This is a genomic window from Variovorax sp. 10L421 (genome assembly GCF_056395365.1).
On the sequence record NZ_JBFTJJ010000003.1, the window covers coordinates 84,310 to 107,652 of the forward strand.

The 23,343-nt window shown below is 67.1% G+C and carries 15 protein-coding genes; 10 read left to right on the forward strand and 5 right to left on the reverse strand.

Going from position 1 to position 23,343, the window contains the following annotated elements; translation table 11 throughout:
* The first annotated feature begins 13 nt into the window (after positions 1-13).
* Both AC1DFC_RS06700 and rsmA read left to right on the forward strand, forming a co-directional pair.
* Positions 14-1,423, forward strand: coding sequence for a peptidylprolyl isomerase (locus tag AC1DFC_RS06700; RefSeq protein WP_007834884.1), 1,410 nt, complete (start codon positions 14-16; stop codon positions 1,421-1,423).
* A gap of 141 nt (positions 1,424-1,564) precedes the next feature.
* The gene (gene rsmA, locus AC1DFC_RS06705) at positions 1,565-2,329 is read left to right on the forward strand and encodes a 16S rRNA (adenine(1518)-N(6)/adenine(1519)-N(6))-dimethyltransferase RsmA (RefSeq protein WP_007828527.1); all 765 of its coding nucleotides are present in this window, start codon (positions 1,565-1,567) and stop codon (positions 2,327-2,329) included.
* A gap of 133 nt (positions 2,330-2,462) precedes the next feature.
* Here rsmA and AC1DFC_RS06710 read toward each other — a convergent pair whose 3' ends face one another.
* The 4 genes from AC1DFC_RS06710 to AC1DFC_RS06725 all read right to left on the reverse strand — a co-directional run bounded on the left by AC1DFC_RS06710 (position 2,463) and on the right by AC1DFC_RS06725 (position 6,106).
* Positions 2,463-2,609: a hypothetical protein gene (locus AC1DFC_RS06710; RefSeq protein ID WP_162130814.1), complete on the reverse strand. Its 147-nt coding sequence runs from the start codon at positions 2,607-2,609 to the stop codon at positions 2,463-2,465.
* A 77-nt stretch (positions 2,610-2,686) separates the two neighbouring features.
* Positions 2,687-3,112, reverse strand: coding sequence for a barstar family protein (locus AC1DFC_RS06715; protein WP_157610139.1), 426 nt, complete (start codon positions 3,110-3,112; stop codon positions 2,687-2,689).
* Positions 3,113-3,162: 50 nt separating this feature from the next.
* Positions 3,163-3,576 (reverse strand): guanyl-specific ribonuclease, encoded by a 414-nt coding sequence (locus AC1DFC_RS06720; protein WP_007828532.1) that lies wholly within the window; start codon positions 3,574-3,576, stop codon positions 3,163-3,165.
* A gap of 181 nt (positions 3,577-3,757) precedes the next feature.
* On the reverse strand, positions 3,758-6,106 hold the full coding sequence (locus AC1DFC_RS06725) for an NADP-dependent malic enzyme (RefSeq protein WP_007828534.1): 2,349 nt from the start codon (positions 6,104-6,106) through the stop codon (positions 3,758-3,760).
* A 172-nt stretch (positions 6,107-6,278) separates the two neighbouring features.
* Here AC1DFC_RS06725 and AC1DFC_RS06730 point away from each other — a divergent pair, with 172 nt between their 5' ends.
* The 8 genes from AC1DFC_RS06730 to AC1DFC_RS06765 all read left to right on the forward strand — a co-directional run bounded on the left by AC1DFC_RS06730 (position 6,279) and on the right by AC1DFC_RS06765 (position 22,765).
* A complete protein-coding gene (locus tag AC1DFC_RS06730; protein WP_007828536.1) occupies positions 6,279-7,328 on the forward strand; it encodes an SPFH domain-containing protein in 1,050 nt (349 codons plus the stop codon).
* Between the two features lie 153 nt (positions 7,329-7,481).
* Positions 7,482-8,969 (forward strand): DUF4178 domain-containing protein, encoded by a 1,488-nt coding sequence (locus AC1DFC_RS06735; protein WP_478178856.1) that lies wholly within the window; start codon positions 7,482-7,484, stop codon positions 8,967-8,969.
* Positions 8,970-9,147: 178 nt separating this feature from the next.
* Positions 9,148-9,366: a DUF350 domain-containing protein gene (locus tag AC1DFC_RS06740; RefSeq protein WP_007828540.1), complete on the forward strand. Its 219-nt coding sequence runs from the start codon at positions 9,148-9,150 to the stop codon at positions 9,364-9,366.
* Entirely contained in the window at positions 9,363-10,919 is a 1,557-nt protein-coding gene (locus AC1DFC_RS06745; protein WP_413313668.1) for a polyamine aminopropyltransferase, read from the forward strand. The genes AC1DFC_RS06740 and AC1DFC_RS06745 overlap by 4 nt, the downstream gene beginning before the upstream one ends.
* A 7-nt stretch (positions 10,920-10,926) precedes the next feature.
* Positions 10,927-12,561 (forward strand): FAD-dependent oxidoreductase, encoded by a 1,635-nt coding sequence (locus AC1DFC_RS06750; protein ID WP_478178857.1) that lies wholly within the window; start codon positions 10,927-10,929, stop codon positions 12,559-12,561.
* A gap of 349 nt (positions 12,562-12,910) precedes the next feature.
* Positions 12,911-18,913 carry an alpha-2-macroglobulin family protein gene (locus AC1DFC_RS06755; protein WP_478178858.1) on the forward strand — a complete coding sequence of 2,001 codons (6,003 nt, stop codon included), beginning with the start codon at positions 12,911-12,913 and terminating at the stop codon, positions 18,911-18,913.
* Positions 18,914-19,053: 140 nt separating this feature from the next.
* Positions 19,054-21,342 carry a penicillin-binding protein 1C gene (pbpC, locus tag AC1DFC_RS06760; RefSeq protein WP_478178859.1) on the forward strand — a complete coding sequence of 763 codons (2,289 nt, stop codon included), beginning with the start codon at positions 19,054-19,056 and terminating at the stop codon, positions 21,340-21,342.
* A 70-nt stretch (positions 21,343-21,412) separates the two neighbouring features.
* Positions 21,413-22,765: an esterase-like activity of phytase family protein gene (locus AC1DFC_RS06765; protein WP_007828548.1), complete on the forward strand. Its 1,353-nt coding sequence runs from the start codon at positions 21,413-21,415 to the stop codon at positions 22,763-22,765.
* Positions 22,766-22,805: 40 nt separating this feature from the next.
* Here the strand turns inward: AC1DFC_RS06765 and AC1DFC_RS06770 are convergent, their stop codons facing one another.
* Positions 22,806-23,213, reverse strand: coding sequence for a tautomerase family protein (locus AC1DFC_RS06770; RefSeq protein ID WP_007828549.1), 408 nt, complete (start codon positions 23,211-23,213; stop codon positions 22,806-22,808).
* Positions 23,214-23,343: the final 130 nt, after the last annotated feature.

Genomic DNA, 23,343 nt, shown 5'->3' on the forward strand with positions numbered 1-23,343 from the left:
ACTGAGCGACGCCATGAAATACATCCGTTCCATCATCACCCTGGGCTGCCTCGCGGCAATCGCTGCAAGCTCGGGCGCGCAGGGCTACCGCGCCGGCAGCGGCATCACGGACATCATGCGCGCCGGGCCGCGCCTGGGCCCGCCCGCAGCGCGTGCGCCGGCGGCTGCGCCCGCTGCGGCGCCCGTGCAGCGCTCGGCCGAATACATCGTTGCGCTGGTCAACTCGGAGCCGATCACCAACACCGACGTGCAGACGCGCGTGTCGCGGCTGATCAAGGAGAACCCCGACGCCGAACGCGTCCCCCGCGGCGAGCTCACGCGGCTCGTGCTCGAGCGGCTGATCACGGAACGTGCGCAGCTTCAGCTCGCGAAGGAAGCCGGACTCAAGGTCGACGAAGTGGCCATCGACCAGGCCGAGCAGACCGTGGCGCGCCAGAACGAGATCAGTCTCGTCGAGCTGCGCCGCCGCGTGGCTGACGAGGGCATCGCACTGCAGGATTTCCGCAACGACCTGCGCGATCAGCTGCTGCTCACGCGCCTGCGCGACCGCGAGGTCGAATCGAAGATCAAGATCAGCGACGCCGAGGCCGACGAATACCTGCGCGACCAGCGCAACCTCGCCGTCAAGAATGCGGCGCTGGAAAACCTCAACCTCGCGCAGGTACTGGTGGCCGTTCCCGAGAACGCCACCGACGCGCAGGTGGCCGCGGCGCAGAAGAAGGCACAGGACCTCGCACAGCGCGCCCGCTCCGGCGAAGACTTCGCCAAGCTGGTGCGCGAGAACTCCGATTCGCCCGACCGCGCCAATGGCGGCGCCATCGGCATGCGCAGTGCCGACCGCTATCCGTCGCTGTTCGTCGAAGCCACGCAATCGACGGCGGTAAACGGCATCGCCGGGCCGGTGCGCTCCAGCGCCGGCTTCCACGTGCTCAAGGTGCTGGCCAAGGCGCAGATCGGTTCGGGCGACGCGACGGTCACGCAGACGCAGGTGCGCCACATCCTGCTGCTCAACGATCCCAAGCGCACCACGGCGCAGGCGGTGGCGCAACTGGCCGAATTCAAGCGCCGCGTGCAGGCCGGCACCGCCGACTTCGCCGGCCTGGCCCGCGACAACTCGCAGGACGCCAGCGCCAAGGCAGGCGGCGACCTCGGCTGGTCGCGCCCGGGCCAGTTCGTGCCCGAATTCGAGGAAGCCATGGACCGGCTCGCGCCGGGCCAGATCAGCGACCCCGTGGTGTCGCGCTTCGGCGTGCACCTGATCCAGGTGGTCGGCCGCCGCGATGCCAAGCTCAGCCAGTCGGAGCAGCGCGAAGCCGCGCGCGCCGCGCTGCGCGAACAGCGCGTGGACGAAGCCTTCACCACCTGGGTACAGGAAGTGCGTGCGCGCGCCTACGTCGAATACCGCGATCCGCCCCAGTCTTGATGGCACACCCCCAGGCTGCGCGCACTTCGTGTCGCTTCGCCCACCCCCTTGCAGGGGGCAACACCTGCGGCCCGGCAAAGCCGGTTCCGCGGTGTTCCTGGCGTAACTTCCCTTTTTCCTCGTTGACGGTGGCTTGACGGTATGGCTCAGCACATCGCCAGGAAGCGGTTCGGGCAGCACTTCCTGTCCGACGGGGGGATCATCGATGCGATCGTGAGCGAGATCGCACCGCAGCCCGGCGATCCGATGGTCGAGATCGGCCCGGGGCTCGCGGCGCTGACGCAGCCGCTGGTCGAGCGGCTCGGCCGACTGACGGTCATCGAGCTCGACCGTGACCTGGCCAAGCGCCTGCGCGAGCACCCGCAGCTCGATGTCATCGAATCCGACGTGCTGAAGGTGGACTTCGCCGAACTCGCGGCCAGGGCGTCGAAGCCCCTGCGCGTGGTGGGCAACCTGCCCTACAACATCTCCACGCCGATCCTGTTCCACCTGCTGGGCTATGCCCACCTGGTCGCCGACCAGCACTTCATGCTGCAAAAGGAAGTGATCGACCGCATGGTGGCGAAACCCGCCACCTCGGACTACAGCCGCCTGAGCGTGATGCTGCAGTGGCGCTACGAGATGGAAAACGTGCTGTTCGTGCCGCCCGAGAGCTTCGACCCGCCGCCGCGCGTGGACAGCGCCGTGGTGCGCATGGTGCCGCTGGCCGAACCGCCGGCCGTGGATGCGGCGCGGCTCGGCGAGATCGTGCAGGTGGCTTTCAGTCAGCGCCGCAAGATCCTGCGGCACACGCTGGGCAAATGGCTGGAAACGCACGGCTACACAGGCGAATTCGATGCGCAGCGCCGCGCCGAGGAGGTGCCGGTAGCCGAATACGTCACCCTGGCCCAAGCTGTTCCCCCATGAAAAAGCCCCGCAGAAGCGGGGCTTTTTCAATCCCATGGTGCCGCCGATCCGGCTTTGCCGGTCGGCCAGCACCGCCCCCGGAAGGGGGTAGGCGAAGCGACACGAAGTGCGCGCAGCCTGGGGGGTGAACCGATTACGCGGCGGCGAGCCAGTAGCCAGCGTTGAAAGGGCTGCTCATGCGCAGCGCCAGGGGCGACACGTCGACCAGTTTGTCGGTCGGCATTTTTTCACCGGCCGGCTCGGTGCCGGCGGCGGCCGTTGCGGCGGCGTTGGGGTTCACTTCGATGCCATCGAGGGTTTCAGCGTTCGGCTGAGCCTCGTTCGCCCGTTCTGCTTGGCTGGTAGATGCAGAACGGGCTACAGAAAAGAATAGAAGCACCGGAACGGGACCTTGCGGTCGCCCCAGTAGTCCGAGGCGTCGCGGAAGATGTCGAGCAGCTGCTCGCGCGCTTCCTTGTCGAACTTGGCGTTGGCCGGAATCTGCTCCAGGACGATGACGAAACCAGGCTGTGGGCCCGATTTATGCAACGGGTCCGTCATGCAGTCGTACAGCGCGTCGAAGTTCTTCCCGAAGTGGGCCGGGAACGTGAACTGCTGCGCGATCAGGTCGAGCACGTCCTGCTTGGTCTGGGCGTTGCCCAGGTTGGCGTACAGGAAGTGCTGGCCGGCTGCGTTGGCAGCGTCCTGCAGGTCGCTCACGCGGAACGCGCGGATCGATTGCACGATGTTCGGGCGTACGGCACGAAGGGATAAGGTCATCTCCGCTGGTCTTTCCATAGTCATCATCATTTCTTCGGGGCGCTTCGGGGCGCCGCCCAGGTCGTTTTCATCGCTCATGGCGCAATCCGTCTGAAACTCGCATAGTGATCTGCCGTGTACCAGCAGGCCTCGGGCGCCGTGCGCTGCTCGCCGCCGCAGACGATCCGTTGTGCACCACGATTGCGTGAACCGGGCGTCTGCACCGTGTACTCGCGGTAGTGGCCACGGCGCGCCGGCGGCAAAAGACGCTCGCGATTGCCGAACACGGTGCCGTCCTTGTCATGCCGGAAGGGGCCGCCACTGAGGATGGCCTGGTAGGTTCGCTGGCCTTGCACCGGCAAGTCGGACAGTGCAATTGTTTCCTCGGCGGACGTTTTTCCGGCGCCGAACCATCCGCGGGCCTCGGCCCCCGTCGTCAACGCCGCCAGCATCAGGCTGGTGAGCGCAAACTTTGTGAACGAGGACGTGATCGAGGCGTAAGCCGCCATGGGGCACCACAAGAAAAGAGCGGGGGGTTCGAATCGGCGATCAACGTCGGGGTTAACCCGCAAATTCAAGCCCGCGAGTGTGCACCACGCTGGCGAAAATAGCAAGCGACTGCTCAAAGTTTGAGCAGTCGCAAGGGGAGTGAGTGGTACTTTAAGTTGGCGACCACTCTCGCCAAAGGGCCTATCTTTCGGCGTTTGCGTCAGCCACTGTCAAGGCTGTCATGTTCACGATGCGTCGAACAGTCGCGCTGGCCGTGAGAATGTGCACAGGTTTGGCCGCGCCAAGCAGAACCGGGCCGATCGCGATATTGCCGCCAGCCGCCGTCTTGAGCAGGTTGTACGAAATATTGGCGGCATCGATGTTCGGAAATACCAACAGGTTGGCGTCGCCGGCCAGTGCGCTGTGCGGCATGACGATCGCGCGCTGCTTGCTGTCGAGCGCCACGTCGCCGTGCATTTCGCCATCCACCTCGAGCCAGGGGGCCTGCACGCGCAGCAGTTCGAGCGTCTTGCGCATCTTGATGGCGCTGGGCTCGTTGCTGGTGCCGAAGTTCGAATGCGACAGCAGCGCCGCCTTCGGCTTCAGGCCGAAGCGCATCATTTCCTCGGCCGCCATCGTCGTGATCTCGGCCAGTTCCTCGGGCGAGGGGTCGTAGTTGACGTGCGTGTCGACCAGGAACACCTGGCGGTCCGGCAGGAGCAGGCCGTTCATGCAGGCGTACACCGGCACGTCCTGCGGGGTGCTTTCGCAGCCGCCGGGGCGCTTGCCGATCACCTGGTCGATGTAGTGCAGGTGGATCAGTGTGGTGCCCCAGGTGCCGCAGATCATGCCGTCCACCTCGTCCTTGTGCAGCAGCATCGCGCCGATCAGCGTGAGGCGGCGGCGCATCTCGATCTTGGCGGTCTGCACCGTCTGGCCCTTGCGCTCGGTCATGCGATGGTAGGTCTGCCAGAAATCGCGGTAGCGGTGGTCCTGCTCGACGTTGACGATGTCGTAGTCGAGCTCTTCCTTCAGGCGCAGGCCGAACTTCTCGATGCGCTGGGCGATGATGGCCGGGCGGCCGATCAGCGTCGGACGCGCAATGCCCTCGTCGACCACGATCTGCGCGGCGCGCAGAACGCGCTCTTCCTCGCCTTCGCAGTACGCCACGCGCTTCTTCGACGCGCGCCGGGCGCTGTCGAAAATCGGCTTCATCGTGGTGCCCGAGGCATAGACGAAGCTCTGCAGCCTGTCGCGGTAGGCGTCCATGTCCTTGATCGGACGCGACGCCACGCCGCTATCCTCGGCCGCCTTGGCCACGGCGGGCGCGATCTTCATCATGAGACGCGGATCGAAGGGCTTCGGAATCAGGTATTCGGGGCCGAAGGACAGCTTTTCACCGACGTAGGCCGCAGCCACGCGCTCGCTCTGCTCAGCCTGTGCCAGGTCGGCAATGGCGTGCACCGCGGCGATTTCCATCTCGTCGGTGATCGTCGTTGCGCCGCAGTCCAGCGCACCGCGGAAGATGTACGGGAAGCACAGGACGTTGTTGACCTGGTTCGGGTAGTCGGTACGGCCGGTGGCCATGATGACGTCGTCGCGCACCGCATGGGCGTCTTCGGGCGCGATCTCGGGATTCGGGTTCGCCAGCGCGAAGATCACCGGGCGCTTGGCCATCCTGGCGACCATCGCGGGCTTCAGTACGCCGCCGGCCGACAGGCCCAGGAACACGTCGGCGCCCTCGATCACCTCGGCGAGCGTGCGCGCGTCGGTCTTCTGCATGTACTGGCGCTTGTCGTCGTCCATCAGCTCGGTGCGGCCTTCGTAGACCACGCCGGCGAGGTCGGTGACAAACACGTTCTCGCGCTTCAGGCCGACCTTCAGCAGCAGGTTCAGGCAGGCCAGCGCCGCGGCGCCCGCGCCCGAAGCGACCAGCTTGACTTCCTCGATCTTCTTGCCCGCCACCTTCAGTCCGTTGACCATGGCGGCAGCCACCGTGATGGCCGTGCCGTGCTGGTCGTCGTGGAACACCGGGATCTTCATGCGCTTGCGCAGCTCGCGCTCGACGTAGAAGCAGTCCGGGGCCTTGATGTCTTCGAGGTTGATGGCGCCGAAGGTCGGCTCCAGCGACGCGATGATGTCGACCAGCTTGGCCGGGTCCTTCTCGTCGATCTCGATGTCGAACACGTCCACGCCGGCAAATTTCTTGAAGAGAACGCCCTTGCCTTCCATCACCGGCTTGGACGCCAGCGGGCCGATGTCGCCCAGGCCCAGCACGGCGGTGCCGTTGCTGATGACGGCCACGAGGTTGCCGCGCGAGGTGTACTTGAAGGCGTTGGCCGGGTCCTTGACGATTTCCTCGCAGGGCGCGGCAACGCCCGGTGAATAGGCCAGCGACAGGTCGCGCTGGTTGATCATCTGCTTGGTCGCCGCGATGGCGATCTTGCCGGGCACGGGAAACTCGTGGTACTCGAGGGCTGCACGTCGCAACTCGGCGCGTTTGTCTTCGGGCGTGGGAGTCGATGAGGTCGAGGGGGTCGAATCTGACATGTGCCGTAGCTCCTGGTGGCGCTTCTTCTGGGGGCGCCGATTGTAGACCTCGCTGCGCACCGGCCATACGTCGCATGGCCGGTGGTAGCCATGGCGAAAAGCCGGGTGCGCCGTCAAACCGGTGTGGCAATATGCACGGTTCGGACAAAACCTGAAAAAACGAGGAGCGACCATGGCACTGATGGATTTCATCAAGAAGCAGTTCATCGACATCATCCAGTGGACCGAGACCGGCGACGGCACGCTGGCCTGGCGCTTCCCGATGGCCGAGATGGAAATCCAGAACGGCGCCTCGCTCACCGTTCGCGAATCGCAGGTTGCCGTCTTCGTCAACGAAGGCAAGGTGGCCGACGTGTTCGGCCCCGGCATGTACAAGCTCACGACGCAGACGCTGCCCGTGCTCACGTACCTGAAGAACTGGGACAAGCTCTTCGAGTCCCCCTTCAAGAGCGACGTCTATTTCTTCAGCACCCGCCAGCAGGTCGACCAGAAGTGGGGCACGCCCCAGCCGATCACAATCCGCGACAAGGACTTCGGCGCCGTGCGCCTGCGCGCCTTTGGCAACTACAGCTTCCGCATCGGCGACGCCAAGGCCTTCCACACCGAGATCTCCGGCACGCGCGACATCTATTCGGTGGCCGACCTCGACGGCCAGTTGCGTGGGCTGGTACTGCAGAACATCAGCAACGCCATCGCTTCGAGCGGCGTGCCCTTCCTCGACCTCGCGGCCAACCAGATCCAGTTTGCGCAGGCGCTCGCCGCGCAGCTGGTGCCCGAGTTCGGGAAGATCGGCATCAAGCTCGAGAACATCACGGTGCAGAACGTCTCGCTGCCCGAAGAGCTGCAGAAGATCCTCGACCAGAAGATCGGCATGGGCATGGTCGGCAACGACATGGGCAAGTTCATGCAGTACCAGACCGCGCAGGCCATTCCCAAATTCGCAGAAGGCGCCGCTGGCGGCAGCGGCATCGCGGGCGACGCGATGGGCCTGGGTGCCGGCGTGGCGCTCGGCCAGGTGCTGGCGCAGAACCTCGCGCAGGGCCTGAGCCCGAATGCGGCCGCCCAAGCTGCGGCGACGCAGCAGCAGCCGGCCGTGGCCGTGGTGAGCCCCACCGACGTGATGACCACGCTCGAGAAGCTCGGCGAACTCAAGGCCAAGGGCATCCTCACGCAGGAAGAGTTCGACGCCAAGAAGGTGGAACTCCTCAAAAAGCTCGTCTGACCCCAGTATTGGTCTAACCTCCAGGCTTCGCGCACTTCGTGTCGCTTCTCCTCCCCCCTTGCAGGGGGCAACACCGACGGCCCGGCAAAGCCGGTCCCGTGGTGTTTCCCGCAACTGCATCCGTGGTTACAGCCGTCGATCTCCTGAGCCGCCATGGCTGAGGAAACCGGCAACCAACGCTACTACCGCGCGCCCTGCCCTGGCTGCGGCGCGCCCGTCGAATTCCGCTCGGCGCAGTCGACGCACGCGGTCTGCCCCTACTGCCAGAGCACCGTCGTGCGACAGGGCGACACGCTCGCGCGCACCGGCAAGATGGCCGAGCTGTTCGACGACTTCAGCCCGCTGCAGCTGTTCGCCGCCGGCCGCATCCAGGACAAGCCCTTCACGCTGATCGGCCGGTTGCAGTACACCTACCCCGGCGGCCGCTGGACCGAGTGGATCGCCGCGCTCGACGGCGACCGCACCGGCGTGCTCAGCGAGGACAACGGTGCCTACGTCTTCGCGCTGCCCTTCGACCTGCAGCGCACCGCACCGCCCTGGAACGAACTGCGCGTGGGCGCCACCACCGCCTTCGCGGGCCAGAGCTACGCCGTCACCTCGAACGAGCAGGTGGCGCTGACCTCCGCGCAGGGCGAACTGCCGCACCTGCCCGAGCTCGGCCGTTCCTTCGCGATGGTCGAGCTGCGCAACGACAAGGGCCTGGTCCTCAGCATCGACTACGGCACGCAGCCGCCCGCGAGCTACCTCGGCCGCTCGGTGCAGCTCGAAGACCTGCAGCTCACCGGCCTGCGCGAGGAATCCGCAAAGGACGAAAAGGGCCGCAGCTTCAACTGCCCCAACTGCGGCTCGCCCGTCACCGTCAACCTCGCCGACAGCAAGAGCATCACCTGCCGCTCGTGCAACAGCATCATCGACCTGTCGCAAGGCATCGGCGGCGAGCTCAAGCACGCCACGCAGGACGAGCCCGTGCGCCCGCTCATCGCGCTGGGCAGCATGGGCCAGCTGCAGGGCGCGCAGTGGCAGGTGGTCGGCTTCCAGCACCGCATGGGCAGCGCGCCCGGCGACGACGAGTTGTTCGGCTGGGACGAGTACCTGCTCTACAACAAGAAGCGCGGCTTCAGCTTCCTGGTGGACGCCGAGGACGGCTGGAGCATGGTCAAGCCGACCACCGGCGCGCCCGTGATGGCCGAGAGCGGCAACACCGCCACCTACCTCAACAAGCGCTACCAGCAGCAGTACGCCTACAACGCCGAGACCACCTACGTGGCGGGCGAGTTCTACTGGCAGGTCGAGCGCGGGCAGAAAACCTTCAACCGCGACTTCGCCAGCGGCGGCGCACTGCTGTCGATGGAGCGCTCGGCCAACGAACTCACGTGGTCGTCGGGCAGCAAGCTCGACAGCGGCCTGGTGGCCACCGCCTTCAAGCTCGATGCGCGCAAGGACATGTTCAAGCGCGCCGACGCGCTGCCCGTGAGTGCCGCATCCGGCATGGGCTGCGGCACCATCGTCCTCATCGTCGTCGTGATCATCATCGTGCTGATCATCATGAGCACCTGCAGCAGTACCAGCGGCTCCACGGGCGGTTACCGCAGCTCGGGCGGGTCATACGGCGGCTATTCGAGTGGCGGCGGGCACAAATGACCGCCCCCCAGGCTTCGCGCACTTCGTGTCGCTTCGCCTTCCCCCTCACCGGGGGCAACACCTGCAGCCCGGCGAAGCCGGTTCTGCGGTGTTCCCCGACTTGGGGGGCGCCAGTTCTGGCGCGCGTTGTGCGGTGACTGGGTGCAAACTGAATCAACTTTGACTGGAGGTCCTCATCATGGGATTTGAATGGCTGAAACCGGGCGTGGTCCTTGGATCGCTCGTGTATGCGCTGATCGGCGTCCTGGTCTTCTGGCTCTGCTTCCTGATCATCGACAAGATCACGCCGTATGACCTGTGGGGCGAGATCGTCGAGAAGCAGAACGTGGCGCTGGGGCTGGTGGTTGCCGCGATGAGCCTCGGCATCAGCATCATCGTCGCCGCAGCAATCCATTGAGCGACGCGGCCCTGCCCGCGCGCACCCCGGATGCGCGGGGGCCGCAACCCGTGGAGATCGCGCTGCTCGCCAGCGTGTTCGTGGTCGCCGCCTGCGGGCTTGTCTACGAATTGAGCGCGGCCGCGCTGAGCAGCTACCTGCTCGGCGACTCGGTGCTGCAGTTCAGCACCATCATCGGCACCTACCTGTTCGCGATGGGTGTGGGCTCATGGCTCTCACGCTATTTCGAGCGGCAGCTGCCGGCGCACTTCCTTCGCATCGAACTGATGGTGGCGCTGATCGGCGGTGCGCTGCCGGCGATCCTGTTCCTCGCGAATGCGTACATGCCGAGCGCCTTCCGGCTGCTGCTGTACGGCCTCGTGACGGTCGTGGGCACGCTGGTGGGGCTCGAGATTCCGCTGGTGATGCGCATCCTGAAGCGCAACATCGTGCTCAAGAACCTCGTGTCGCAGGTGCTCACCTTCGACTACCTCGGCGCGCTCGCGGTGTCGGTGGCGTTCCCGCTCGTCCTCGTGCCGCAGCTCGGCATGATCCGCACCGGCCTGCTGTTCGGCTTCATGAACGCGGCCGTGGCGGTGTGGGCGCTGTGGTTGTTCCGGCATGAACTGCGCCGCGTCGGCGCGCATGCGGTCGCGTGCTTTCTCGCGCTGGCCGCGCTGGTCGCGGCCTTCGCCTGGGCCGATCACATCACCACGCTGGCCGAGGACAAGTTCTACCAGGACCGCATCGTCTTCAGTGCCACCTCGCCCTACCAGCGCATCGTCGTCACGCGGGGGCTGCTCGGGCACCGGCTGTTCCTCAACGGCAACCTGCAGTTCGCCGAGCGCGACGAGTACCGCTATCACGAGGCGCTCGTGCATCCGGTGATGGCCGCGCAGGGCGCGCCGAAGAAGGTTGCGGTGCTGGGCGGCGGCGATGGCATGGCGGTGCGCGAGATTCTCAAGTACCCCTCGGTCGAGTCGGTCACGCTCGTGGAGCTCGACCCGAACATGACCCAACTCTTCACCGAGCACGAGACCCTGGCCGCGCTCAACGGCCACTCGCTCTCGTCGCCCAAGGTGAAGATCGTCAACACCGACGCCTTCCAGTGGCTGCAGCAGCCCGGGGACACCTTCGACGTCATCGTGGTGGACTTTCCCGATCCGACCAACTTCGCCATCGGCAAGCTCTACACCAACAGCTTCTACGCGCTGCTCGAGAGGCGCCTTTCGGCCAGCGGCTATGCGGTGATCCAGACCACCTCGCCGCTGGTGGCGCGCAAGAGCTACTGGACCGTGGCCACCACCATCGAATCGGTGGGCCTGCGTGCCACGCCGTACCACGCGCATGTGCCGAGCTTCGGCGAATGGGGCTACATCATCGCGAGCCGGCGGCCCTACCGCATGCCCGATGCGCTGCCTTCGGGCCTGCGCTTCCTCTCGCCTTCCACCTTGCCGCTGATGTTCGACTTTCCGCTCGACATGGCGCGCGTGCCGGCCGAAGTGAACCGGCTGTCGAACCAGACCCTTGTCACCACCTACGAGCAGGAGTGGGGCAAGGTGATGGCGCACTAGCTGAGTCATGCAACGGCGCGAATTTCTCGGAATGGCGGCAGGCGCGCTGGCGCTTGCCGGCTGCGAGGCGCCGCCAACGCCCATCGAAGGCGGCTTCACCGGCATCGACATGGCGCGCGGCCACGCGATGCGCGATGACGCGCTCAAGAGCCAGGCGCCCGCCGTCGTGAAGCGCACGCGCGTGGTGATCGCAGGCGGCGGTGTCGCGGGCCTCGCGGCTGCACGCGCCCTGCGGCTCTCGGGCATCGACGACTTCACGCTGCTCGAGCTCGAGGACACCGCCGGCGGCAACGCACGCGGCGGCGTGGTCAACGGCATCGCCTGTCCGCTCGGTGCGCACTACCTGCCCGTGCCGGGCGACGACGCGCGCGAAGTGCAGGACCTGCTCGAGGAACTCGGCCTGCGCCGCCGCGTGGCGGGCCGCTGGGAATACGACGAGGCCACGCTCTGCCACAGCCCGCAGGAGCGCCTGTTCTTCCGCGGCGAGTGGCAGGACGGCCTGTTGCCCATGCACGGCGTGGGCGAAGGCACGCTCGCGCAGTACCGCAAGTTCGCGCAGCGCATCGATGCGCTGCAGCACGCGGCGCATTTTGCGATTCCCACGCTCAAGGTCGCCGTCACGCCCGAGCTGCTGGCGCTCGACGCCATCACCTTCGCGGGCTGGCTCGACAGCGAAGGATTCAGCGACGCGCAGCTGCGCTGGTATCTCGACTACTGCTGCCGCGACGACTACGGCGCAGGCATCGAACACGTCTCGGCCTGGGCCGGCATCCATTACTTTGCGAGCCGCCACGGCTTCCATGCGCCCGGCGATCCCACCGGCAGCGTCAACGATTCGAGCCCCGAGCGCGACGGCATCCTCACCTGGCCCGAAGGCAACGGCTGGCTCACGAAGCAGCTGGCCAGGCCGCTCGGCGACCGGCTGCGCACCGGTCAGGTCGTCACGCGCATCGCCGAGGTGCGCGATGGCGTCGAGGTCGACGCGTGGGATGCGGCCACGAAATCGCTCGTGCGCTGGCAGGCCCAGCGCTGCATCGTCGCGCTGCCCGTGTTCATCGCCGCGCGCGTGGTCGAGAACCCGCCGGCCGTGCTGAAGAACGCCGCGGCCCACGTGCGCTACGCGCCCTGGCTCGTGGCCAACATTCACCTGCGCGGCCCGCTGGCCGACCGCCATGGCGCAGCGCCGAGCTGGGACAACGTGATCCACGGTACGCGCGGCCTCGGCTACGTCGACGCGCGGCACCAGTCGCTCGACCCCACGCCGCGTGGCACCGTCCTCAGCTGGTACCGCCCGCTGGGGCCGAGCGGCTACGACGCGGCGGACGGTCGCAAGCTGCTGCTCGATCGGCCGTGGAGCGGCTGGCGCGACGACCTGCTCGCAGAGCTGTCGGTGCCGCACCCCGACCTGCCTTCGCTCGCCGCGCGCATCGACGTCACGCGCTATGGGCACGCCATGTCCATCCCCAAACCGGGGCTGCTGGCGCAGATCCGCTCGCAGCGCACGGCACAGGACGCGGCGCACCGCGGCAGCGTCGTCGCGGGACGCCTGTCGTTCGCGCATGCCGACTGGTCGGGCTACTCGATCTTCGAGGAGGCGTTCACGCGTGGGCACCTCGCGGGAACGGGCGCGGCGGCGGCATGAGGACACACGTCCGAGGCGCAATCACGCCGACGGGGTGCTCTGCTCCGCGAATGTCCCCCGGCCTGCGGCCTCCTCCTTTATTTCGCTGCGCAGAGCACCCCATCGACGTGATCGTTCGGAGCACTGGTTGATCGAGCGGAAGAAACGCAGCGTGCCCTGTGCGAAGGGCACCCGGTGTCCTTCGCACTCGCCCTGAAAAAACACCCAGCAAAGCAAACGCACCATGAATCCTTGAAATGGCCCCGGCGCAGCCCCGTGCAGTTTTCACGCGGACTTCACACACGGCGCCATTGCTTCACAGACGGTCGGCAAACTCGCGAACGCCAACAAAAACATCGGGGGAGCTTCCATGCTTCAAGTCGCCAACAGAAAACTCGCGTCGCTCAGCGACGTGCTCTTCACCGGGCTGGGCCGCGTGCTCGGCTTCCTGCGTCCGCTGGCCCGCGGGCTCATCGGTTCCTGGCGGCCGCCGGGCTGGCTGCGCATTGCCGGCGCCTTCGTGCTGCTCGGATTGCAGTGGCTGCAGCAGCGGTTGGCGTGGCTGGTGCTGCTCCTCTTATTGGTGCTGGCCGGTTGGATGGCGAGCCCCCATGTGTTGAAGTGGTGGCACGGCCTCACGCCCGACCGCGTCGAGCCCGTCGTCGCCACCGCGAAGACCGAGCCGCCGCAACGTACGCAGATCGAGCTCGACAAGGGGCCGAACCCCTTCGTCATGAACTTCTCCGCCTCGGTCGCGCCCATTGCGCGCATCGGCCAGGAGGCCACCGGCGTCATCATCGAGCCCGCCATTGCCGGCCGCTGGACCTGGACCAAACAGAACCGCCTCGAATTCCTGCCCGCGCAGGACTGGCCCATCGGCCAGCCCTACAAGGTGCAGATCGCCGGCAACGCGCTCGCGCCGCACATCGAGATGGCGCAGCGCAAGTACGAGTTCACCTCGCCCGAATTCACCGCCCAGATCGCCAGCGCCGAGTTCTACCAGGACCCGGTGCAGGCCAACGTACGCCGCGCGCTTTTCCAGGTGCGCTTCTCGCACCCCGTCAACACGGCCGAGTTCGAAAAGCGCCTGGTGCTGACCTACGACCAGCCCTGCAGCAGCTCGATCTTCAGCGTCGGCAAGTGCGCGAGCGAGAAGTTCACGGTCAGCTACGACAGGCTGCGCCTCAATGCCATCCTGCAGTCGGAGCCGCTGCCGATTCCCGAGAAGACGCGTCCAGCGATTCTCAGCCTCACGGCTGGCACGGTCGCGCAGAAGGGCGGTCCCGCGCTGCGCAACGACCAGTCCCGCGCGGTCGACATCCCCGGCCTCTTCAGCCTGGCCATCGCCGGCATCGAGCCCACCATCGTCACCGGCGAGAACGGCGAACCCGAGCACGTGATGCACGTCACCGCCTCGATGCCGGTGCACGAACGCGAAATGGCGCGCGTGCTGCAGGCTTGGCTGCTGCCGGCCACGGAAGAAGCCAAGGGCGATCCCGACGACAAGTTCGACTGGTCGGTCGAGCCCACGAAGATCACCGACGCCGTGCTGCGCCGCGCGAAGAAGATCAGCCTGCAGCCCATCGCCAGCGAGCGCGAAGTGACCGAGATGGTCAGCTTCCGCATGCCGCAGGCCGAGGGCGGGCGCTACCTGCTGGTGCGCGTGGCCAAGGGCCTGAAGACGCCCGGCGGCTACCAGCTCGGCGCGGCGCGCCAGGACGTGCTGCTGCTCAAGACCTTCGCGCCCGAGCTCACCATCATGAGCCAGGGCTCGCTGCTCGCGCTGTCGGGCGAGCGCAAGCTGCCGATCCTGGTGCGCGACCTGCCCGGCATCCGCCTCGAAATCGGCCGCCTGCTGCCGCAGCAGCTGCAGCACCTGGTGACGCAGACCAATGGTGATTTCGCGCATCCGCAGTTCTACGGCGGCCTGCAGTCGGACAACCTCGTCGACCGCTTCCAGAAGGAGATCCCGCTCAGCATCCCCGCCGGCAAGGCGCACTACGAGACCGTCGACTTCGCCGAGTACCTGCGCAGCGACGCGTCCGACCGGCGCGGCGTGTTCCTGCTCAAGGTACAGGGCTACGACCCCAAGGCCAAGAAGAAGCCCGAAGGCGATGCGCAAGCCCAACCCGAGGACGAACAGCAGCAGTCCCCGGACGAGGAAGAAGGCAACGGCGAGGGCGGCAACCCCGAGCAGCAGCTCGACCAGCGCCTCGTGCTCGTCACCGACCTGGGCATCGTCGCCAAGAAGTCGCTCGACGGTACGCGCGACGTGTTCGTGCAGAGCATTGCCAACGGACAGCCCGTGGCCGGTGCACTGGTCGAAGTGTGGGGCCGCAACGGCATGATCGTGGCGTCGCAGGCCACCGACGCGACGGGCGCGGCCAAGCTGCCCAACCTCGCCGGCTACCAGCGCGAGAAGGCACCGGTGGTGCTGGTCGTGCGCAAGGACGGCGACCTGAGCTTCCTGCCCTTCAACCGCAGCGACCGCACGCTGGACATCTCGCGCTTCGACGTCGGCGGCCTGCGCGCGGCCGGCGTGCCGAACCAGATGACGGCCTACGTCTTCAGCGATCGCGGCATCTACCGCCCGGGCGACACGATGCACATCGCGATGATGGTGAAGGCCGGCAACTGGGCCACCTCGCTGCGCGACCTGCCGCTCGAAGCCGAGATCATCGACGCGCGCGGCCTCAGCGTGCGCCGCGAGAAGCTCAAGCTCGGCCCCGGCGGCGCCGCGGAAATCGCCCACACCACGCAGGACAGCTCGCCGACCGGCAACTACACCGTCAACCTCTACCTGCCGCGCGAATCGTCGCCCGGCACGCCCGAGGTCGAAGGCCTGCTGATCGGCAGCACCACCGTGAAGGTGCAGGAGTTCCTGCCCGACCGCACCAAGGTCACGGCCAAGCTCAGCAGCGAAGTGGCCGAAGGCTGGGTCAAGCCCAAGGACCTGAAGGCGCTGATCGACGTGCAGAACCTCTTCGGCACGCCCGCGCCCGACCGCAAGGTGGAAGGCACGCTCACGCTGAGCCCCGGCTTCCCGGTGTTCCGCGCGTTCACCGACTACGCCTTCTTCGATCCGCAGCGCGCTGCCGACAGGCAGGCCGACGATCTGGGCAGCGTGCAGACCAGCGCCGACGGCAAGGCCGAGTTCGACCTGCGCCTGTCGCGCTTCGACGCCGCCACCTACCAGGTGCACGTGCTGGCCAAGGCCTTCGAGCCCGAGGGTGGGCGCAGCGTGTCGGCCGAGGCGCAGACGCTGGTGAGCGACATGCCCTACCTTGTCGGCGTGAAGGTCGACGGCGACGTCGGCTACGTGAGCAAGGGCGCCGCTCGCAGTGCCACCGTGATCGCGATCGACCCGCAGGCCAGGAAGACAGCCGTGCCCGGCCTGAAGATCGAACGCGTCGAACGCAAGGTGCTGTCGGTGCTCATCAAGCAGGACAGCGGCCTGTACCGCTACGAGTCGCGCCGCAAGGAGATCGTGCTCGACGAGAAGCCCTTCGCCATCGTTGCCGCCGGCAACACCGTGGCGCTGGACACCGGCGCCCCCGGCAACTTCGCCTACGTGGTGCGCAACGCCGACGGGCTGGAGCTCAACCGCGTGGAATACAGCGTGGCCGGCAACGCCAACGTCTCGCGCTCGCTCGACCGCAATGCCGAACTGCAGCTCACGCTCGACCGCAAGGACTACGAGCCCGGGCAGGAGATCGCGGTGAGCATCCGCGCGCCCTACGTGGGCGCCGGCCTCATCACCATCGAGCGCGACAAGGTTTACGCCCATGCATGGTTCAAGACCGACAAGACCGCCTCGGTGCAGAAGATCGTGCTGCCCAAGGACTTCGAGGGCACCGGCTACATCAACGTGCACTTCGTGCGCGACCCGGCCTCGGACGAGGTCTACATGAGCCCGCTGTCGTACGGCGTCGTGCCCTTCGCCACCGCGCTGACCAAGCGCACCGCCAACCTGCAGCTCACCAGCAGCGAACTGGTGAAGCCGGGCCAGACCGTGAAGATGAAGCTCACCAGCGACAAGCCCACGCGCGCCGTGGTCTTCGCGGTGGACGAGGGCATCCTGCAGGTGGCGCGCTACAAGACGCCCGATCCGCTCAAGCACTTCTTCCAGAAGCGCGCGCTCGAAGTCGGTACGCTGCAGACGCTCGACCTGATCCTGCCGGAGTTCAAGAAGCTCATGCAGGGCGCCGCGCCCGGCGGTGACGGCGAAGGCGAACTCGGCAAGCATCTGAACCCGTTCAAGCGCAAGCGCGACAAGCCTGTGGCCTTCTGGTCGGGGCTGGTGGATGTGAACGGCAGCCGCGAGTTCAGCTACACCGTGCCCGAGAGCTTCAATGGCAGCCTGCGCGTGATGGCCGTCGCGGTGAACGACGAGACCACCGCCGCCAAGAGCACCCGCACCGTGGTGCGCGGCGACATGGTGATCCTGCCCAACGCGCCGCTCGCAATGGCGCCCGGTGACACGGTCGAAGTGGGCGTGGGCCTCGCGAACAACATCGTGGGCTCGGGCAAGGAAGTGCCCATCGCGCTCACGCTCACCGCCTCCGGCGGGCTCGAAGTGGTGGGCGATGCCACACAGACGCTCAAGGTCAACGAGCGCGGCGAGGCGAGCACGAAGTTCAGCGTGCGCGCCAAGCCGGGCGAGCAAGCCGTGCTGGGTTCTTCGGCGCTGGTGTTCACGTCGACGCACAAGAACTTCAACGCGCGCCTGTCGACCGAAGTGAGCGTGCGGCCTGCCTCGCCCTTCGTCACGCTGGTGCAGGCCGGCAGCTTCCAGCGCGCGGGAGAAATCTCGAGCCAGGCCGACCTGTACCCGAACTTCCGCCAGAGCGACGTGGCCGTGTCGGCCGCGCCGTGGTCCTTTGCCACCGGCCTCATGCAGTACCTGGAGGCCTACCCGCACGGCTGCACCGAGCAGATCACGAGCCAGACCTTCCCGGCAGTGCTGCTCTCGGGCCGTCCCGAGCTGGTGAAGGAAATGGCGCGCGGGCGCACGGCCGAGCAGGGCCCGCTGCCCGAGGCGCGCAAGACCTTCGAGCGCTACCTCGTGCAGCTGCGCGCACGGCAGACGGCCGACGGCGGCTTCTCGCTGTGGCCCGGTGCGGGCACCGACGCCTTCGCCACGCTGTACGCCGTGCACCTGCTGGTCGAGGCCAAGGACCACAAGCTGCCCGTGCCGCAAGACCTGCTGCAGAAGGCCAACGCCTACTTGCAGGGCTGGCTCGGCAGCGGCGACGCATCGCTCGACGGCTGGCGCCAGCGCACGCAGGCGGCCTACCTGCTGACGCGCCAGGGCATCATCGCGCCGGCCGCACTGGCCAACCTGCGCGAAGCATGGCGCGGCAAGCAGACGCAGGGCTGGAGCGACGACCTCGGCGCCGTCTACCTTGCCGCGAGCTACCAGCTCGTGAAGCAGGAGCAGGTGGCCAACGAGCTGCTCAACCCGGTGTGGGCCGACCTGCTCGCGCGCACCGAGAAGAAGCAGCGCCGCAACGTCTGGGGCGCCTACTACGACCCGCTGGTGCACGACAGCATGACGCTGCACCTCGTGGGCCGCCACTTCCCGTCGCGCCTGAAGACGCTGAAGCCCGCGGTGTGGGAGGGCATGAGCGCGATGGTGCGCGACGGCTGGTACAACAGCCTGTCGTCGGCCTCGATGCTGCTTGCGGTCGACTCGTACTTCGAGGCCGTGGGGCAGAACGTGGAAGGCAAGCTCACGGCGAGCACCGTCAATGCACAGGGCCAGGCCGCCGCGCTCGCGCTGGGCGCGGTCAACCCGATCACGCGCGCCGCGGTGCCGGCTGGCACCGCCAAGCTGAAGCTGTCGAACGACAGCGACTTCAACCTGTACTACAGCTGGGCCGAACAGGGCTTCGAGCGCAACGTGCCTGCCACGCCGGTGAACAAGGGCCTCGAGATCTTCCATGAAGTGCTCGATGCCAAGGGCAACCCGATCGCCAAGGCGAAGCTCGGCGAGGAGGTCACGGTGCGGGTGCGCGTGCGCAGCCTGGAGCGGGCGAACATCAACGACGTGGCGCTGGTCGACGTGCTGCCCGGCGGGCTGGAGCCGGTGCTGCAGGCCGTGGGCGACGACGACGATGCGAATGCCGACGCGCCGATCTGGAAGAAGCGCCTCGGTGGCGGCGGCTCGTGGAAGGTGCAGTACGCCGACATCCGCGAAGACCGCGTCGTGTTCTACGGCAGCGTCAACAAGGACCTGCTCGAAGTGACCTACAAGGCGCGCGCCACCAACGTGGGCGACTACGTGGTGCCGGCCGCTTACGGCGAGGCGATGTACGACCGGCGCGTGTTCTCGCGCTCGGCCGGCGCGCGCTTCCAGGTGGTGGCGAATTGATCATGACGCGCTCGCGCCTGGTTCCCTCTCCCGCTTGCGGGAGAGGGTTAGGGTGAGGGTGCGGCACCAACATGAACACCGTGCTCGATCCGTCGCCGATGCCCTCACCCCAACCCTCTCCCGGAGGGAGAGGGAGAAAGATGGGCATCGCTTTCGCGTTCGTCGTCTTCGTGCTCGCACTGCTTCGCCTGTGGCCGCACGCAGCGCTCAGCGAAACCGTCGGCAGCTCCCGCGCCGTCTACGCACAAGGTGGCCAGCTCCTGCGCCTCACGCTCGCAGGCGATGAGCAATACCGTCTCTGGGTGCCGCTCGAACGCATCTCGCCCACGCTGGTCGATGCGGTGCTGCTGTACGAAGACCGGCGCTTCTACACGCACCCCGGCGTCAATCCCGCCGCGCTGGCGCGCAGCGCCTGGCGCATTGCCAGCGGCGAGCGCCGCCAGGGCGGCTCCACGCTCACCATGCAGCTCGCGCGGCGCGTGTACGGTATCGACAGCCGCACGCCCACCGGCAAGGTCGCGCAGATCTTCGCCGCGCTGTGGCTGGAGGCGCGCTTCAGCAAGCACGACATCCTCGAGGCCTACCTCAACACCGCCCCCTATGGCGGCAACATCGAAGGCGTGCAGGCGGCGAGCCTCATCTACTTCCGCAAGGACGCCGCCAAGCTCAGCCTGCCCGAGGCGCTGACGCTCGCGGTGATTCCGCAGAACCCCGTCAAGCGCATCGCCGAGCGCGGCCGCAACGCCGAGCTGCAATCGGCGCGCGAACGCCTGTGGGCGCTGTGGGCCGAGCGCGATCCGGCGGCGAAGCAGCACGCGCCCGACGCGCAGCTCGCGCTCTCGGCACAGTCGCGCGGCAGCCTGCCTTTTCTGGCACCGCACGCCACCGACATGCTGCTCGCGCAGGAGCATGGCGTGCAGGAAGTGCGCACCACCATCGACCTGCGCATGCAGGCCACGCTCGAACGCGTGATGGGCCAGTACCTGCGCGCGCACGCCGACGTGGGCATGAACAACGCGAGCGCGCTGCTGCTCGATGCGTCGACGATGCAGGTGCGCGCGATGATCGGCTCGGCCGACTTCCGCAACGACGCCATCTCGGGGCAAGTCAACGGCGTTCTGGCCAAGCGCTCGCCGGGTTCCACCCTCAAACCCTTCATCTACGCGCTGGCGCTCGACCAGGGGCTGCTGCATCCGAAGACCATGCTGAAGGACGCGCCGACTTCCTTCGGCCCGTACACGCCGGAGAACTTCGACCACCGCTTCGCCGGGCCGCTGCCCGCGCAGGAGGCACTGATCCGCAGCCGCAACGTGCCCGCGGTGGCCGTGGCAGCGAAGCTCTCGAAGCCGGGGCTCTACGACTTCATGCGCCTGGCCGGCGTGCAGAAGCTGCAGGGCGAATCGCACTACGGCCTCGCGCTGGTGCTCGGCGGCGGCGAGGTCACGCCCGAGGAGCTGGCTGGCATGTATGCGACGCTGGCCAACGGCGGCATCTCGCAGCCGATCCGCTACACGCAGCCCGCGCCCGGCGAGCGGCCCGTGCAGCCGCTGCGCTTGCTGAGCGAGGAAGCGTCGTTCATCACGCTCGACATGCTGCGCCACACGCCGCGCCCCGACACCACGTTGCCCGCACGCCCGGCCATCGCGTGGAAGACGGGCACGTCCTGGGGCTTTCGCGACGCGTGGACGGCCGGCGTGTTCGGCCGTCACGTGCTGGTGGTGTGGGTCGGCAATTTCGACGGCACCAGCAATCCCGCGCTGGTGGGCGTCGACGCCGCCGCGCCGCTGTTCCTGCGCATGGTCGATGCGCTGCGCGCCGAGCGGCTCGACCCGGGCGAGATCGCATCGCGCCAGCCGGCCGACCTGCGCCAGATCGAGGTCTGCGCCGCGACGGGCGGCCTGCCCGATGCGATGTGCCCGGTGCGCACCATGACATGGTTCATCGCCGGCAAGTCGCCGATCCAGGTCAGCAACCTGCACCGCGCAGTGTGGGTCGATGAAACGACCGGCAAGGTGGTCTGCGGCCCGCAGCCCAATGCGCGCCAGCAGGTGGTGGAGCAATGGGGAAGCGACATGCGCCGCCTGTTCCGCCAGGCCGGACTGCCACGCGCGAGCGCGCCGGCGGACGGCTGCGAGAAGGATGGCGATGCGCCGGAAAGCGCGCCGCTCATCACGTCGCCCTTGCGCGGCGTGCGCCACACGCTGCGCGTGAAAAAGCCCGAGCCGCTGGTGCTGCGCGCCGAGGCTGCCGCGGGCACGCAGGCCATCTACTGGTTTGCCGACGACGCGCTCATCGGCCGCGCCGCGCCCGGCGAAGGCATCACCTGGATGCCCGATCTCTCCGTATCGGGGCGGCGCTATGTGCTGCGCGCGGTCGACGACCAGGGCCGCGCGGAGTCGCGCGAAGTGACGGTGGACGTCGCTCCTTGAAAGGATGTCATGGCCGCGTCATGCCGCCTCGGCATGGTCACGCGTTTTGAACTCGAACGCCTTCCTTTCCATGACGCGCATCGCCTCCCTGTCTTTCATCGCTCTTGCCGCTGCACTCGCGTGCGGCGGCGCGACGGCCCAGACCGCCTTCCCCTCCACGCTCGCCGGCCACGCCGTCCTGCCCGCGCAGAGCTTCGTCGCTGCGCCCAAGGACGCGCCGGCCGACCTGCAGGCCAGCGGCAAGTTCACGACCGGCAAGCGCGTCGAGGCGATCGGCTCGGTCGAAGGCCTGTCGGCCGGCCGCGGCACCGGCGTGTCGCTGCCCTTCAAGGGCCAGCCGCTGCAGGGCCACTCGGGCATCAAGAAGATGGACGACGGCAGCTTCTGGATCCTCACCGACAACGGTGCCGGTACCAAGGCCAACTCGCCCGACTTCATGCTCTACCTGAACCACTACAAGGTGGACTTCAAGAGCGGCAAGTTCAACCGCCTGAACACCATCTTCCTGCATGACCCGGACAAGAAGGTGCCCTTCCGCATCGTCCACGAAGGCACCAAGCAGCGCTACCTGACGGGCGCCGACTTCGACCCCGAGAGCTTCCAGTTCGCCGGCGGCGCGCTGTGGATCGGCGAGGAGTTCGGACCCTTCCTGATCAAGGCCGACCTCAAGGGCAAGGTGCTCGCCGTGCACGACACGCTGGTCGACGGCAAGGCCGTGCGCTCGCCCGATCACCCCGCAGTGACCACGCCAGGCATGCCCGGCGGCGCGGTCGATTTCCAGATCAAGCGCTCCAAGGGCTTCGAGGGCATGGCCTCGTCGAAGGACGCAAGCAAGCTCTACGCGCTGCTCGAAGGCCCGGTGTGGAACGCCGAGGCCAAGGACTACGAACGCGTCGACGGCAAGGAAGCGCTGCGCGTGCTGGAGTTCGATGTGGCCGCCGAGAAGTGGACGGGCCGCCACTGGAAATACGTGCTCGAAGCCAATGGCAACGCCATCGGCGACTTCAACATGATCGACGCAACCACCGGCTTGATCATCGAACGAGACAACGGCGAAGGCACGAGCGACAAGGCTTGCCCCGAAGGCCAGAAGCGCACCGACTGCTTCCACGACATCGCGAAGTTCAAGCGCGTCTACAAGGTCGAGCTGAACGACGCGAACGCGGGTGGCCCGGTGCGCAAGATCGGCTACATCGACCTGCTGAACATCGCCGACCCCGACAAGCTCGCACGCAAGCCGCTGAACGACGGCGTGCTGAAGTTTCCCTTCTTCACCATCGAGAACGTCGACGTGGTGGACGCCACGCACATCGTGGTCGGCAACGACAACAACCTGCCGTTCTCGAGCAGCCGCGAGCCGAACAAGGCGGACGACAACGAGCTGGTGCTGCTGGAAGCGGGCGCGTTGCTGCAGGCGAAGTAAGCGGCCTGCCGCGAGGGCATCGGCACCGCCTTGCTGTCTTTCAGGTGTCCGTGCCGCGCTGCTGCACCAAGGTCATCGCGAACTGGCCGTTGCCGACCGACCAGTCCGAGTAATCATTTTCGTGGGTGAAGATGAAAACGTCGGCTGGTGCGATGCCAGCCTGGTGTTCCAGGTTGTGCGCGATCTGGCCATAAAGTGTCCGTTTCATCGCATCGCTGCGCCCCCGGCGCATGGTGATCTCGACCACGATCACGCGATCGGAACGTGCCACGCCATTGAACCTGCGATCGAAAAAGAAATGGTCGGCCCTGTACGGGTTCACCAGGTTGAACAGCTCGTCCTCCGGCATCCCGATACTGCCGACCAGTGCGTCGTGGATGCCTCGCACGATGGCCTGGCATTGGGCGGGAGGCGTGTCTTCAGGGACGGCGGTGCGAATGAAAGGCATGGTGACGGACTCCAGCAAAAGCGATGCATGCCGCCGGACGATTCCGGACAGGTCATGCGCCGTTTGTAGGCGCCGCAAAGCAAAAAACGAACCGATGAATTTGCCGGTGCTATGTGCAATAAAGTCACTT